Annotated in this window: 16 protein-coding genes and 1 pseudogene; 3 read left to right on the top strand and 14 right to left on the bottom strand. The window is 55.0% G+C overall.

The window, feature by feature from the left end; genetic code table 11:
• Positions 1 to 53: 53 nt before the first annotated feature.
• On the bottom strand, positions 54 to 755 hold the full coding sequence (locus FFS28_RS16405) for a pirin family protein (RefSeq protein WP_137903489.1): 702 nt from the start codon (positions 753 to 755) through the stop codon (positions 54 to 56).
• A gap of 104 nt (positions 756 to 859) precedes the next feature.
• Between FFS28_RS16405 and FFS28_RS16400 the strand changes: the two genes are divergently transcribed.
• Positions 860 to 1,762 carry a LysR family transcriptional regulator gene (locus tag FFS28_RS16400; protein WP_006178698.1) on the top strand — a complete coding sequence of 301 codons (903 nt, stop codon included), beginning with the start codon at positions 860 to 862 and terminating at the stop codon, positions 1,760 to 1,762.
• 40 nt (positions 1,763 to 1,802) lie between these two features.
• Here FFS28_RS16400 and FFS28_RS16395 read toward each other — a convergent pair whose 3' ends face one another.
• From FFS28_RS16395 to FFS28_RS16340, 13 genes and pseudogenes are all read right to left on the bottom strand, one after another.
• Positions 1,803 to 2,060, bottom strand: a complete 258-nt coding sequence (locus FFS28_RS16395) for a DUF805 domain-containing protein (protein ID WP_502704970.1) — start codon at positions 2,058 to 2,060, stop codon at positions 1,803 to 1,805.
• A pseudogene (locus tag FFS28_RS21985) lies at positions 2,054 to 2,150 on the bottom strand (DUF805 domain-containing protein); the annotation flags it as partial. The pseudogene FFS28_RS21985 and the gene FFS28_RS16395, both read right to left, overlap by 7 nt.
• 150 nt (positions 2,151 to 2,300) lie before the next feature.
• Complete coding sequence (locus tag FFS28_RS16390) at positions 2,301 to 2,666, bottom strand: DUF805 domain-containing protein (protein WP_137903487.1); 366 nt, start codon at positions 2,664 to 2,666, stop codon at positions 2,301 to 2,303.
• Between the two features lie 106 nt (positions 2,667 to 2,772).
• Entirely contained in the window at positions 2,773 to 3,759 is a 987-nt protein-coding gene (locus FFS28_RS16385) for a glutathione S-transferase family protein (RefSeq protein ID WP_006178695.1), read from the bottom strand.
• A gap of 70 nt (positions 3,760 to 3,829) precedes the next feature.
• Positions 3,830 to 4,222 carry a DoxX family protein gene (locus FFS28_RS16380; protein ID WP_006178691.1) on the bottom strand — a complete coding sequence of 131 codons (393 nt, stop codon included), beginning with the start codon at positions 4,220 to 4,222 and terminating at the stop codon, positions 3,830 to 3,832.
• A 280-nt stretch (positions 4,223 to 4,502) separates the two neighbouring features.
• Complete coding sequence (locus FFS28_RS16375) at positions 4,503 to 4,799, bottom strand: YqjK-like family protein (RefSeq protein ID WP_006178688.1); 297 nt, start codon at positions 4,797 to 4,799, stop codon at positions 4,503 to 4,505.
• Positions 4,796 to 5,194, bottom strand: coding sequence for a phage holin family protein (locus FFS28_RS16370; RefSeq protein ID WP_006178687.1), 399 nt, complete (start codon positions 5,192 to 5,194; stop codon positions 4,796 to 4,798). The genes FFS28_RS16375 and FFS28_RS16370 overlap by 4 nt, the downstream gene beginning before the upstream one ends.
• A gap of 2 nt (positions 5,195 to 5,196) precedes the next feature.
• Positions 5,197 to 5,502, bottom strand: coding sequence for an ElaB/YgaM/YqjD family protein (locus FFS28_RS16365; RefSeq protein ID WP_006178686.1), 306 nt, complete (start codon positions 5,500 to 5,502; stop codon positions 5,197 to 5,199).
• 29 nt (positions 5,503 to 5,531) lie between these two features.
• A complete protein-coding gene (locus tag FFS28_RS16360) occupies positions 5,532 to 5,900 on the bottom strand; it encodes a DUF1090 domain-containing protein (RefSeq protein WP_042322076.1) in 369 nt (122 codons plus the stop codon).
• Positions 5,901 to 6,042: 142 nt separating this feature from the next.
• Entirely contained in the window at positions 6,043 to 6,426 is a 384-nt protein-coding gene (gene mzrA / locus FFS28_RS16355; RefSeq protein ID WP_102890155.1) for an EnvZ/OmpR regulon moderator MzrA, read from the bottom strand.
• A gap of 2 nt (positions 6,427 to 6,428) precedes the next feature.
• Entirely contained in the window at positions 6,429 to 7,091 is a 663-nt protein-coding gene (yqjA, locus tag FFS28_RS16350) for a DedA family general envelope maintenance protein YqjA (RefSeq protein ID WP_006178679.1), read from the bottom strand.
• Between the two features lie 343 nt (positions 7,092 to 7,434).
• Positions 7,435 to 8,211, bottom strand: a complete 777-nt coding sequence (gene exuR, locus FFS28_RS16345) for a transcriptional regulator ExuR (RefSeq protein ID WP_006178678.1) — start codon at positions 8,209 to 8,211, stop codon at positions 7,435 to 7,437.
• Positions 8,212 to 8,327: 116 nt separating this feature from the next.
• The gene (locus FFS28_RS16340; protein WP_006178677.1) at positions 8,328 to 9,626 is read right to left on the bottom strand and encodes an MFS transporter; all 1,299 of its coding nucleotides are present in this window, start codon (positions 9,624 to 9,626) and stop codon (positions 8,328 to 8,330) included.
• A 475-nt stretch (positions 9,627 to 10,101) separates the two neighbouring features.
• On the opposite strand from FFS28_RS16340, the gene uxaC reads away from it, so the two are divergent.
• Positions 10,102 to 11,514 carry a glucuronate isomerase gene (uxaC, locus tag FFS28_RS16335; RefSeq protein WP_042322071.1) on the top strand — a complete coding sequence of 471 codons (1,413 nt, stop codon included), beginning with the start codon at positions 10,102 to 10,104 and terminating at the stop codon, positions 11,512 to 11,514.
• A 17-nt stretch (positions 11,515 to 11,531) separates the two neighbouring features.
• Positions 11,532 to 13,019 carry a UxaA family hydrolase gene (locus tag FFS28_RS16330; protein WP_137903486.1) on the top strand — a complete coding sequence of 496 codons (1,488 nt, stop codon included), beginning with the start codon at positions 11,532 to 11,534 and terminating at the stop codon, positions 13,017 to 13,019.
• Positions 13,020 to 13,171 lie beyond the last annotated feature (152 nt).

The following is a 13,171-nucleotide window of genomic DNA, read 5'->3' as shown; positions in this document are numbered from 1 at the left end:
GGCGAGGGGCTCGATCGTTCCCTCTCCTCTTTGGGGAGAGGGGAAAGGTTTAATTAAACCGGCAAATCAATCAGCAGTGCCCGCAGCGGCGTATCGGCAACCAGCGTAATATTCGCTTCGTCGCGAATAAACGCCCCGTCACCGCAGGTAAGCGCTTCTTTCTCTTCCGTATGCGTGACGGCATGCACCGTCCCGTGAATCGACTGCAGGTATGCACGCGGGCCGTGAAGCTGCACGCTAACCTGTTCGCCTTTCTTCAGCTCGATGTGGTGCAACCATACCTGCTGGCGCAGTTGCAGGCTGCCGTTGCTGCCGTCCGGGGAGGCAATCAGCTGCTGCTGACCGCCTTTCAGATCCAGCTTCTGCACCAGCGGATTTTCCCGCTGCGGGCAGGCATCTAACCACAGCTGCATGCGGGTCAGCGTGTTGTCTTTGCTGAGGTTGTGCTCGCTATAGCTAATGCCCGGCTGCGTTGAAATCAGTAAGGCTTCGCCAGCCTTCGCCTGGACATGATTGCCCTCGCTATCGCGGTATTCTGCCTCGCCTTCCAGGATCAGGTTCAAAATATCGACTTTCGGGTACGTACGCGGCTGGAAAGAGGCGCCAGGGGCGAGCACTTCCTGATTCAACACGCGCAGTGAGGCGTAACCGAGGAGTTTCGGGTCAAAGTAGTGTCCAAAGGAGAAGGTGTAGCGCGCCTGCAGCCAACCGAAATCGGCTTGTCCGCACTGTTTAGCTGTTCTTGTCGTAATCATAAACTTGACCTCTCTTTACACTAAAACAATGGTAAAGGTATGGACGCTGCATTGTTAGCCAGATATTCTGCCCGGTATGTTCAAATTTCCTGAATGAGAACGAGATGGCTAAAGAGAGAGCATTGACGCTTGAGGCGCTTCGCGTCATGGACGCAATAGACCGTCGCGGCAGCTTTGCCGCAGCGGCGGATGAGCTGGGGCGCGTTCCGTCTGCGCTGAGCTACACCATGCAGAAGCTGGAGGAAGAGCTGGACGTGGTGCTGTTCGACCGCTCCGGTCATCGAACAAAATTCACCAATGTAGGCCGTATGCTGCTTGAGCGCGGGCGCGTGCTGCTGGAAGCGGCAGACAAGCTGACAACCGATGCCGAAGCCCTGGCCCGCGGCTGGGAAACGCATCTGACGCTGGTCACGGAAGCGCTGGTCCCTACCGAGGCGCTGTTCCCGCTGGTGGAGCGTCTGGCGGACAAGGCCAACACCCAGCTGTCGATCATCACCGAAGTGCTGGCCGGTGCCTGGGAGCGTCTGGAGACGGGGCGAGCGGATATCGTGATCGCGCCGGACATGCACTTCCGTTCTTCCTCAGAGATTAACTCGAAAAAACTCTACAGCGTGATGAACGTCTACGTCGCGGCACCGGATCACCCGATCCACCAGGAGGCGGAGCCGCTCTCAGAGGTGACGCGCGTGAAATATCGCGGCGTGGCGGTCGCCGATACCGCACGCGAGCGCCCGGTGTTAACGGTGCAGCTGCTGGATAAACAGCCGCGCCTGACCGTCACGTCACTGGAAGATAAACGTCAGGCGTTGCTGGCAGGTTTAGGCGTTGCCACCATGCCGTATCCGTTTGTTGAAAAGGATATTGCCGAAGGGCGGCTGCGGGTTGTCAGCCCGGAGTACACCAGCGAAGTGGATATCATTATGGCGTGGCGACGCGACAGCATGGGCGAGGCGAAGTCGTGGTGCTTACGCGAAATCCCGAAGCTCTTTGCGCATTACAACAAATAAGCGTGTAGGCCCGGTAAGCGTCAGCGCCACCGGGCTTTTTTTATGCGTTGAGCTTAGGGTCAGGACCGAAGCGGTTTTCGCCTGCATAACCCTTTTGGGCCATGAAGAAGAGTAAAACCAGCCAGCCCAGCAGCGGGATTAAAATTAACAATAGCCACCACGCTGAACGTCCGGTGTCGTGCAGGCGACGAAAAGCCAGCGCAAACGCTGGAATCAGGATTGCAAGCTCGTAAAGTCTGTCGAGGCTTAAATCACCCAGTAAGTAATTCAGGTACGATACTAACGCTGAAACGATCATATTGATGAGTACGAACATCCAATACTCTTTGCGGCGTGCACGGCCTTTAAAGCCAAAATAATTTTTTAAAACGTTTAAATACCAACCCATAAGGTTTATCCCTTTATTAACCATATGCTCATTCATTGAGCGGCAAACATCATAGGTTGGTGATACATCAGGGTAAAGTGAGATGACGGCGTTTTCAGAATAACGAACATTTTAAGCGATCAATTATCCCGTTTCGTCACCGCAGAAAAATTATTGGCTCAATTTAGGATCCGGGCCAAAGCGGTTTTCGCCCTTTGTGCCGCGTTGGCAGTTGAAGATCAGAATGACGATCCAGCCCACCAGGGGGATCAACAGCAGTAGTAGCCACCAGGCTGAACGGTCGGTATCGTGCAGACGCCGGAACTGGACGGCCCAGGACGGCAGCAGAATAAAGATCCCATAGATTGACGTAAGAATGCCTTCCCCGCCGTCCCGCTGCCAGCCGAGTAATTTATCAACAATACCCAGCACCATGAGCAGGACGAAGTTCACCAGAATGAACATCCAGTACTCTTTGCGGCGGGCGCGGCCACCAAATCCAACGTAATTGCGCAGTACTTTTAAATACCAGTCCATTTTCCTTGCCTCATTAATCAGTCAATCACTTGTTTTCTAAGCGATCGAGGTAAGAATAGATGGATATTGTGAATTAAAAAAGGGCATCTATTGATGCCCTTCATATTTATCCAAAACGGACGTCACGCCCGTGCGGTTCATCCAGATCCTGCCATGGCCCAATTGAGATAATGCCCGTTGGGTTGATGGTCTTATGGCTGCGGTAGTAGTGGGTGCGGATATGGTCAAAATCGACCGTTTCAGCAATGCCTGGCGTCTGGTAGATATCGCGCAGGAAACCGTGCAGATTCAGGTAATCACCGATGCGATGTTTATCGCACTTAAAGTGGGTGACGTAGACCGGATCGAAACGGATCAGCGTGGTCCACAGGCGAATATCCGCCTCTGTCAGGCGATCGCCCGTCAGGTAGCGGTGCTGGCCGAGGATCTGCTCCAGGCGTTCCAGCGACTCGAACACTTTCCCGACCGCCTCATCGTAGGCTTCCTGGCTGGTGGCAAAACCGGCTTTATAGACGCCGTTGTTAACGTTGTCGTAGATCCAGCTATTCAGTTCGTCGATTTTATCGCGCAGTTCCACCGGGTAGTAGTCTCCGGCGAGCGCGCCGTGAGCATCAAACGCGGTGTTGAACATGCGGATGATCTCCGCAGACTCATTACTGACGATGGTCTGGTTTTTTTTGTCCCACAGGACCGGCACGGTGACGCGCCCGGTGTAGTGCGGATCGGCACGCAGATAGAGCTGGTACAGGAAATCGTGGTGATAAAGATCATCGCCGGTGGCTGCCGGGAAGTTGCTGTCGAACGTCCAGCCGTTTTCCATCATCAGCGGGTTAACAACCGACACCGGGATCAGCGACTCAAGGCCTTTCAGTTTGCGTACAATCAACGTGCGGTGCGCCCACGGGCAGGCGAGAGAAACATACAGATGATACCGATCTTTCTCGGCCGCAAAGCCGCCTTCGCCGCTTGGGCCGGGTGCGCCATCGGCGGTCAGCCAGTTACGGAAGGCGGAAACGGAGCGCTTAAAGCGTCCGCCGGTGGATTTGGTGTCATACCAGACATCCTGCCAGACGCCGTCTACGAGTTGTCCCATTTTTTTCTCCTCCGTCAGATAGCAAAAGCGAGGAGATGTCTCCTCGCTTTGTTCATTCAGTATAGCGTGCTTACCACTTCTTATTCAGAACGCGGTCGATGCTGTATGCGCCCGGGCCGGTGATGGCCAGCAGCAGGAAGCCGCCTGCGATGGTCAGGTTCTTCATGAACATCAGGGAGTTCACGCCTTCCGCAAAGTTGCTGTGGAAGATGAACGCCGTCAGCAGGGTGAAGCCTGCGGTGAACAGGGCGGTGGTACGGGTCAGGAAGCCAAACAGCACGGCCAGACCGCCACCAAACTCAAGAAGGATGGTCAGCGGCAGCAGGAACCCCGGAACGCCCATCGCTTCCATGTATTGTTGAGTGCCTGCATAGCCGGTGATTTTGCCCCAGCCTGCGGTGATAAACAGCACAGGCATCAAAATACGTGCGACCAGTACGCCAACATCTTCTAATTTTTTCATTTTACTCTCCAGGAAACCACATGCGCGGCATAACGTTATTTATGTGCAAATTCGGGTAGATACCGCGTCTTTGCTGTCGATGGAGAGGAGTGTAAACGGGGCGGAAAAGAATTGTTAGCTAGGAAAACTGTCAATCTTCTTCAAAGATATTGAGTAAAAAGAGGTGCGCGCTGGTGCCCTCACCCCAACCCTCTCCCACGGGGAGAGGGCGCAAAAACAAAAAACGGTAACCTGAGTTACCGTTTTGCTTTTACCTCGAAGCCGCCACCCGGCGAGAAGGCTACCGCAACTGCTGCTGGCGCAGCGTGGTCTTGACCAGACGCCAGGCGCTCCAGACACCAAAGCCGCGGCGGGCCCAGCGGATCAGCATATTGGGATGCCGAACCGTCCAGATAGCCATGACGCTACTGCCGACCAGCGCCCAGGAGCGCAGGCTCAGGACAGTATTCCAGCCACGGTCAAAACGACGCGTGGATGCTATCCAGTCACGACGGCTGGCGGACAGATCCAGCCGTTGCTGCTGGATCTGGCTCAACAGATACGCTTTTCGCTTTTGACGTTCGGCTGCGCTGCTCACGATTTGTCATCCTCCAGAAGCGAGCGATCGTTGGCTAGCTCCTGGCGAGTGTGGCGCATGAAGGTAGACGTGCGGGCTTTGTGAAGCGTCCAGACGCCACCGATCAAGGCCCCAACCAGCAGAACCACGGTCGTTGCAATCATCGCGTTAAGACGATACTGCGGATCGATGGCCCAGATGATCAATACCATCAGGCTCATCAGACCAAACGCGGCGAAGAGCATGGTAAGCCCGAGCATCAGTAGCATCTGGAAGAGGTTGGCTTTCTCTTCTTCCAGCTCGACTACCGCCAGGCGGACGCGCGTTTCGGCAATCCCGACCAGCGTCGTTAAAATACGCTGACCGATGCCGAGGACGTTATTAGCAGGCCCTTGTGCGTGACGTGGATCTTCCATAATCAACGACGCGTCAACAGGACACCCAGCACCACGCCAATCGCGGCACCAATACCTACGCCAGTCCATGGATTGTCACGCACGTATTCGTCAGCGCGCGCGGCAGCTTCACGCGTCTGTTTTGCCAGCACATCGCCGGTTTCACCCAGGCGGTAACGGCTCTCTTTCAGTGCTTTCTCGGCTTTGCTGCGCAGTTTGCTGACTTCATCTTTTGATTTGTCGGCAGAGGAGCTAAGCACCTCTTCCAGGGTGTCTGCCAGGGATTTCAGTTCAGCGCGTAGGTTTTCTGACGTCGTATCTTTTGACATGATTCTCTCCTGTTGAGATTTCCGTTAACTCAATATTCGCGAGCTTCCAGCGCTTTCAGGTCGTCCTGCGCCTCTTGCAGCTTTTTCTCACGCTTGGCAATTTTTTCCGCATCACCTTTCTCTTTCGCTTCCTGCAGGTCTTGACGGCGCTCGGCGATCTCGTCCTTTTGTTCAGCGATTTTTTTCTGATGATCGGCACGCAGTTTGCTGTCCGTGCAATTCTCTTTCACTTCGCTTAACGCTTTTTTCAGACCGTCAATACGGTGCTGATTATTATGCTTTTCGGCATAACTGATTTCGCGTTGAATGTCCTTTTCTTTCTCCTGACAGAGAGTGTTCGCGAAGGACGCTGTGCTTAAAGAAAAAAGGGCCAGAGCCAGAGTCATGCGGTATTTCATTATCGAAACCTTCCATTGTGTTACGGCGTGAGCCGTTTCCAGTTCATTGCGGAGAACATCTGAGGGGTGCTCCGCGTACTTAAGCATAGTAAGTAAACGGGGGATTCACCAAAGTTAGTGAAAAGATTCGGAATCCTGGTAATTAACCAAACCGATGCGAGGTATCGCGAAGACGTGATAACCACGCCGCTGGCTGGCTGTCATCATCCTGCTGCGCGATGATGTAACCGCGCGGCAGCGTTCGGTCGAGCACCGCTTTCGCGGCGGCGCTTTGCGCACTGGAATCAAACTTTATCAGCAGCACGTCGTTCTGCGGCGTAATGCTCTTAAAACGAATGCCGTTCGCATCCAGATGATGCCAGACGGAAAAACCGTCCGGCACGCTGGCACCCTGATTCACAGAACGTATCGCCAGCGTAGATTCCTGATTCTGCACCGCCGTCCATGCCAGGAACAGGGCGATGAACATCAATAACGCAATCATGGCCCAGGACAAGCGGCGAAGGGCGAGCGGAGAGATAGCCATAGTTAGCTCCTTGCCCCGTATTTCTTCTTCCACAGCACGACCAGCGAACCGACCAGACCGACAACCAGCAGCACAACCGGCAGCAGCATCAGGCAGGACATCAGCTGATCTTCATATTTCATGAATACCGGTGTTTTACCAAGGGCGTAGCCGAGCGTGGTGAGGATCAGCACCCACAGCAGGCCGCTCATCCAGTTGAAGAACTGGAAGCGCGTGCTGCTCAGCCCGGAAAGGCCGGCGATGGTCGGCAGCAGGGTGCGGACAAACGCGATAAAGCGTGCAATCAGCAGGGCAGATAGCCCGTGCTTATGGAAAAGGTGGTGCGCTCGCTGGTGGTAATGGGCCGGGAGGTGCGAGAGCCAGTTTTGTACGATGCGCGTGTTGCCCAGCCATCGGCCCTGAATATAGCTCACCCAGCAGCCGAGGCTGGCGGCAATAGTCAGAAGCAAGACGGTTTGCGGGAACGCCATGGCCCCTTTGGCACACAGCACGCCAACCAGAACAAGCAGGCTGTCGCCGGGTAAAAAGGCGGCAGGAAGCAATCCGTTCTCAAGAAACAGAATCATAAAGAGGACGAAATAGAGCATGCCAATCATGGAGGGATTGGCCAGCGTTTCAAAATCCTGCGCCCACAAGGCCTGCAGAAGTTGGGTCAAAAGTTCCATTCAGTGTTCCTGGAAATCGGTTAACGTCACGCCTGTTATCCGGGTAAAACAGCACGGCGACATTATTGTGATTTCATTGTGGTCGCTCGCGGACACATTACGATGTGGCCAACACTGTTCCCTGTTAATTGGCTGGTTAGCAAGCACTAACTTACAAAATAGCGAATTGAATCCAATTGTAACAAAGCCCAACCATCTGCGTCACAGAATTTGCAGGGATGAGATGATTTTGGCGTAACCCCTGGAGGGGCGCGAGGGGATTTACAAAGGCTGACACTCTATATATTTGCTTACCCACCTTTGGCGTAAGGCGCAACGAAGCGCCTGCCAGCGATAAGGCAAGCTATTTTGCCAGACTGGACGCCGTATCGAGATGAACGACAGGATTATCGGCAAAAAGATAGCGGTCTGCGTTAAATTCGAAGTCGTCACTGGTTTCGTTGAACAACATCTGCTTGGTATTTTCCAGATGCTGCCACATCGCCAGTTTGGCCGCGTGCGGGTCTTTGCGAATCAACGCTTTAAGGATTTGGTCGTGATCGTCGCACCAGTTATCGACGGTGCGGGAATCGATGTGATCGTGCAGTTTCTTCCAGTACGGGTTATGAACGCGCTGAGTCCACATTTTTTCAACGATTGCCGCCAGCGCCGTGTTCTGGGTTGCCAGGGCGACCTGCACGTGGAACTGTAAATCCCATTCAGAATCGCGGAAGCATTTTTCCTTACGCGCGTTATCCTGAATTTCCATCAGCTTCATGATGTCCTGCTTGGTCACCTGCGTGGCGGCAAATTCAGCGATGTTGCTCTCAATCAGCTGGCGGGCCTGCAGCAGTTCAAACGGACCGTAGTTGGCGAACTCCAGGCTTTCGTCCGGTGCCGGGGAGTGTTTTGCCTGATTCGAGATGACGTGAATGCCGGAGCCTTTGCGTACCTCAACATAGCCTTCGACTTCCAGCATGATGATTGCTTCGCGCACAACCGTGCGGCTCACGCTCTTTTCATCCGCGATAAAGCGCTCAGCGGGAAGTTTGTCACCGACAAGATACACCCCTTGCTCGATGCGATCTTTCAGTTCGGCAGCAAGTTGTTGATATAAACGTCGTGGTTCGGTGATTTCCATATGCGCTCCAGGCAGGGTACGGCGGATTATTTGTTATACCACTTCTGCGTGCCAGTCTCCAGATTTTGCCATCAAAAAAGCCGCCCGAAGGCGGCTTTTGCCGGGTGCCGCTCGCGCTAACTCTGCGTGGCTGGTCGTCCGAGCGACTCTTTTGCCAACTCATCTGCGGATTTGCTTTTCAGCACCGTCCAGATAACCACGGCCCCCAACAGGTCGAAGATAGCCAGCACCGCGAACAGTGGGCTAAAGCCAATGGTATCGGCCAGCGCACCCACGACCAGAGCAAACATTGTACTTGCTGTCCAGGCGGCCATGCCGGTAAGGCCGTTTGCCGTCGCCACTTCGTTACGGCCAAAGACATCAGAAGAGAGGGTGATCAGCGCGCCGGACAGCGACTGGTGAGCAAAACCACCGATGCACAGCAGGCCAATGGCAACGTACGGGCTGGTAAACAGGCCGATCATGCCCGGGCCAATCATCAGCAGCGCGCCCATGGTGACCACCATTTTACGGGAGACAATCAGGTTCACGCCAAACCAGCGCTGGAACAGCGGTGGCAGGTAGCCGCCCACGATGCAGCCGAGGTCGGCAAACAGCATCGGCATCCAGGCGAACATGGCGATCTCTTTCAGGTTAAAGCCGTAGACCTTGAACATGAACAGCGGGATCCACGCGTTGAAGGTCCCCCAGGCGGGTTCGGCCAGGAAGCGTGGCAGGGCAATACCCCAGAACTGGCGGGTACCCAGGATCTGCCAGACGGACATTTTTTTGCCGTTGTTGGTCTGATGCTGAGATTCCTGACCGCCGATGATGTAATCGCGTTCTTCTTCGGACAGTTTTTTCTGATCGCGCGGATGCTTATAGAAGACAAGCCACGCCATCGCCCATGCAAAGCTCAGCACACCGGAGATGATGAACGCCATCTGCCAGCTGTGCATCACGATAGCCCACACCACCAGTGGCGGTGCAATCATCGCCCCGATAGAGGAGCCAACGTTAAAGTAACCCACCGCAATGGAACGCTCTTTCGCCGGGAACCACTCGGAGCTGGCTTTCAGGCCCGCCGGGATCATCGCGGCTTCTGCGGCACCGACTGCACCACGTGCCAGCGCCAGGCCCCCCCAGCTGCCGGCCAGCGCCGTCGCGCCGCAGAACACGGCCCAGGCCACGGCGAAGAAGGCGTAACCGATTTTCGTACCCAGAATATCAAGGACATAGCCCGCCACAGGCTGCATGATGGTGTAAGCAGCGGAATAAGCAGCGATGATGTAAGAATATTGCTGCGTGGAGATATGTAACTCTTCCATCAACGTTGGTGCGGCCGCTGCCACGGTATTACGTGTCAGATAGCCCAGCACGGTGCCGAGCGTCACCAGTGCGATCATGTACCAACGTAACCCTTTAATTTTACGCATCTAAAACCTCATCGTTATGTTATTTCCGCACCGGGGCGCGGCAACCTCTCAACCGTGTTCGGGAGTGGCTGTTAACGGGAGGGGCGCTACCGGCGGTATTTCCCGGTACGGCCCGAACCTTGCCATAAGTAATCGTGCTTAAGTCGGTATCCGTACCGTAAATCCGGTGTATCTCTCACCGGGAATGCATTTAGTCGGCTTATCGTTTGCGACGGCGAAAAGATAACTTGTCATACAACTTTAAAAGGTGAGTGACATCACAAATGCTGGAATCTTTGTAGGGGCTTTCGCTCAGTCGTGGGAAGCCAGAACTGGCGCGGCTTACAGGCGGGTTTACTCCTTTGAGGGTAATTTATTTGTCGGCGTTTATTGATCTAACTCACGAAAAAACCTTCGGGTGCTGGAAATTGGTGTGATAACTTTGCAGCATCTGAACATACGCTTTCTGACGCTCCCGTTACAGAGGATGACGATAATGACCCCGTTTATGACCGACGATTTTCTGTTAGATACCGAATTTGCCCGTCGCCTGTATCATGACTATGCAAAAGACCAGCCGATTTTCGACTACCACTGCCATTTACCGCCGCAGCAGGTTGCCGAAAATTACCGCTTCAAAAACCTGTATGACATCTGGCTGAAAGGTGACCACTATAAATGGCGCGCGATGCGCACCAACGGCGTCGCGGAGCGTCTGTGTACGGGGGATGCCACTGACCGTGAGAAGTTTGACGCCTGGGCGGCAACCGTGCCGCACACCATCGGTAACCCGTTATACCACTGGACGCACCTCGAGCTGCGCCGTCCGTTTGGCATCACCGGCAAGCTGCTTTCTCCGGCTACCGCAGATGAAATCTGGGATGAGTGCAACGCGCTGCTGGCGCAGGATGCCTTCTCCGCGCGCGGCATCATGAAGCAGATGAACGTCAAAATGGTCGGGACCACCGACGACCCAATCGATTCGCTGGAACATCACGCCGTCGTGGCGAAAGACAGCACTTTCGATGTTAAGGTCCTGCCGAGCTGGCGTCCGGATAAGGCTTTCAACATTGAGCAGGCGACCTTCAACGACTATATGGCTAAGCTGGCGGACGTGTCCGATACCGACATCCGCCGCTTCGCTGACCTGCAAAGCGCGCTGACCAAACGTCTGGACCACTTTGCGGCGCACGGCTGTAAGGTCTCTGACCACGCGCTTGACGTGGTGCTGTTTGCCGAGTCAAACGAAGCCGAGCTGGACAGCATTCTGGCGCGTCGTCTGTCGGGTGAGACGTTAAGCGAACACGAAGTGGCGCAGTTCAAAACCGCGGTACTGGTGTTCCTCGGTGCGGAATATGCCCGTCGCGGCTGGGTGCAGCAGTACCACATTGGGGCGCTGCGCAACAACAACCTGCGCCAGTTCAAACTGCTGGGCGCAGACGTGGGCTTCGACTCCATTAACGACCGTCCGATGGCGGAAGAGCTCTCTAAGCTGCTCAGCAAGCAGAACGAACAAAACCTGCTGCCAAAAACCATTCTCTACTGTCTGAACCCGCGCGATAACGAAGTGCTGGGCACTATGATCGGCAACTTCCAGGGTGAAGGGATGCCGGGCAAGATGCAGTTCGGTTCCGGCTGGTGGTTCAACGATCAGAAAGACGGCATGGAACGTCAGATGACGCAGCTGGCGCAGCTTGGCCTGTTAAGCCGCTTTGTCGGCATGCTGACCGACAGCCGCAGCTTCCTGTCTTACACTCGCCACGAATATTTCCGCCGCATTCTGTGCCAGATGATTGGCCGTTGGGTACAGGCTGGCGAAGCTCCGGCGGATATCCAGCTGCTCGGCGAGATGGTGAAAAACATCTGCTTTAACAATGCGCGTGACTACTTCGCCATTGAACTGAACTAGTGCTGTCTGAGGTTGATATGCAATACATCAAAATCCATTCGCTGGATAACGTTGCCGTCGCACTGGCGGATCTGTCCGAAGGCACGGAAGTGACTTTCGATACGCAGTCGGTGACGTTGCGCCAGGCCGTTGGACGCGGGCATAAGTTTGCCCTGATCCCCATCGCCAAAGGGGAAAACGTCGTGAAGTACGGTTTGCCAATTGGTCATGCGCTGGCGGACATTGCGCCGGGTGAATATATTCATTCCCACAATACCCGCACCAATCTTAGCGATCTGGACGAGTACAGCTATCAACCGGATTTCCAGACGGAAGAGGCGCAGGCGGCAGATCGTGACGTACAGATCTACCGCCGTGCGAACGGCGAGGTAGGGGTCCGCAATGAGCTGTGGATCCTGCCAACCGTTGGCTGCGTAAACGGGATTGCGCGTCAAATCCAGACGCGTTTCCTGAAAGAGACCAATGACGCTGAAGGCACCGACGGCGTGCATCTTTTCAGCCACACCTACGGCTGCTCGCAGCTGGGTGACGATCACATCAATACCCGCACGATGCTGCAAAACATGGTGCGCCACCCGAACGCGGGGGCGGTGCTGGTGATTGGCCTGGGCTGTGAAAACAATCAGGTGGATGCCTTCCGCGAAACGCTGGGTGAGTTCGATCCTGAGCGCGTGCACTTCATGGTGTGTCAGCATCAGGATGACGAAGTGGAAGCGGGTCTGGAGCAACTTCACCAGCTGTATAAGGTGATGCGCCACGACAGACGTGAGCCGGGCAAGCTGAGCGAGTTGAAATTTGGCCTTGAGTGCGGCGGATCGGACGGGCTTTCGGGCATCACCGCCAACCCGATGCTGGGCCGTTTCTCGGACTATATGATTGCCAACGGCGGCACCACCGTGCTGACCGAAGTGCCGGAGATGTTCGGCGCTGAGCGTATTCTGATGAGCCACTGCCGCGACGAAGAGACCTTTGAAAAGACCGTCGCGATGGTGAACGACTTCAAACAGTATTTTATCGCCCACAACCAGCCTATTTATGAGAACCCGTCGCCGGGTAACAAGGCGGGCGGCATCACGACGCTTGAGGAGAAATCCCTCGGCTGTACCCAGAAAGCAGGCGCCAGCCAGGTGGTCGACGTTCTGCGCTATGGTGAACGCCTGAAAACGCACGGGTTGAATCTGCTGAGTGCGCCGGGTAACGATGCGGTGGCGACCAGCGCGCTGGCAGGAGCGGGTTGCCATATGGTGCTGTTCAGTACCGGTCGTGGTACGCCTTACGGCGGCTTTGTGCCGACGGTAAAAATTGCGACCAACAGCGAGCTGGCGGCGAAGAAGAAACACTGGATCGACTTTGATGCAGGACAGCTGATCCACGGTAAAGCGATGCCGCAGCTGCTTAATGAATTTGTCGATACCATCGTGGAATTTGCTAACGGCAAGCAGACCTGCAACGAGAAAAACGACTTCCGCGAGCTGGCGATCTTCAAGAGTGGAGTGACGCTTTAATCGGTGCGGCCTGATGCCCTCACCCTGGCCCTCTCCCACTGTACAGTCCGGGGACATAGCAGACAGGTGTTCGGGGACATGGTGAACACTTTTTAACATCCTTTACCCATGGTGATCGACTTTTTCTTCAGGTCGATCACCCCCACTTTCGT

The sequence above is a fragment of the Enterobacter sp. 2VL genome, assembly GCF_005503595.1.
GTDB lineage: Bacteria > Pseudomonadota > Gammaproteobacteria > Enterobacterales > Enterobacteriaceae > Enterobacter > Enterobacter cancerogenus.
Note: the sequence above shows the minus strand (reverse complement) of the source record. Positions and strands in the feature narration are given on the sequence as shown.

Excerpts from the sequence above, each read along its gene's own strand:
- FFS28_RS16405 (WP_137903489.1), bottom strand. The coding sequence starts at position 755 with ATGATTACGACAAGAACAGCTAAACAGTGCGGACAAGCCGATTTCGGT.
- FFS28_RS16400 (WP_006178698.1), top strand. The coding sequence starts at position 860 with ATGGCTAAAGAGAGAGCATTGACGCTTGAGGCGCTTCGCGTCATGGAC.
- FFS28_RS16395 (WP_502704970.1), bottom strand. The coding sequence starts at position 2,060 with ATGATCGTTTCAGCGTTAGTATCGTACCTGAATTACTTACTGGGTGAT.
- FFS28_RS16390 (WP_137903487.1), bottom strand. The coding sequence starts at position 2,666 with ATGGACTGGTATTTAAAAGTACTGCGCAATTACGTTGGATTTGGTGGC.
- FFS28_RS16385 (WP_006178695.1), bottom strand. The coding sequence starts at position 3,759 with ATGGGACAACTCGTAGACGGCGTCTGGCAGGATGTCTGGTATGACACC.
- FFS28_RS16380 (WP_006178691.1), bottom strand. The coding sequence starts at position 4,222 with ATGAAAAAATTAGAAGATGTTGGCGTACTGGTCGCACGTATTTTGATG.
- FFS28_RS16370 (WP_006178687.1), bottom strand. The coding sequence starts at position 5,194 with ATGGAAGATCCACGTCACGCACAAGGGCCTGCTAATAACGTCCTCGGC.
- FFS28_RS16365 (WP_006178686.1), bottom strand. The coding sequence starts at position 5,502 with ATGTCAAAAGATACGACGTCAGAAAACCTACGCGCTGAACTGAAATCC.
- FFS28_RS16360 (WP_042322076.1), bottom strand. The coding sequence starts at position 5,900 with ATGAAATACCGCATGACTCTGGCTCTGGCCCTTTTTTCTTTAAGCACA.
- mzrA (WP_102890155.1), bottom strand. The coding sequence starts at position 6,426 with ATGGCTATCTCTCCGCTCGCCCTTCGCCGCTTGTCCTGGGCCATGATT.
- yqjA (WP_006178679.1), bottom strand. The coding sequence starts at position 7,091 with ATGGAACTTTTGACCCAACTTCTGCAGGCCTTGTGGGCGCAGGATTTT.
- exuR (WP_006178678.1), bottom strand. The coding sequence starts at position 8,211 with ATGGAAATCACCGAACCACGACGTTTATATCAACAACTTGCTGCCGAA.
- FFS28_RS16340 (WP_006178677.1), bottom strand. The coding sequence starts at position 9,626 with ATGCGTAAAATTAAAGGGTTACGTTGGTACATGATCGCACTGGTGACG.
- uxaC (WP_042322071.1), top strand. The coding sequence starts at position 10,102 with ATGACCCCGTTTATGACCGACGATTTTCTGTTAGATACCGAATTTGCC.
- FFS28_RS16330 (WP_137903486.1), top strand. The coding sequence starts at position 11,532 with ATGCAATACATCAAAATCCATTCGCTGGATAACGTTGCCGTCGCACTG.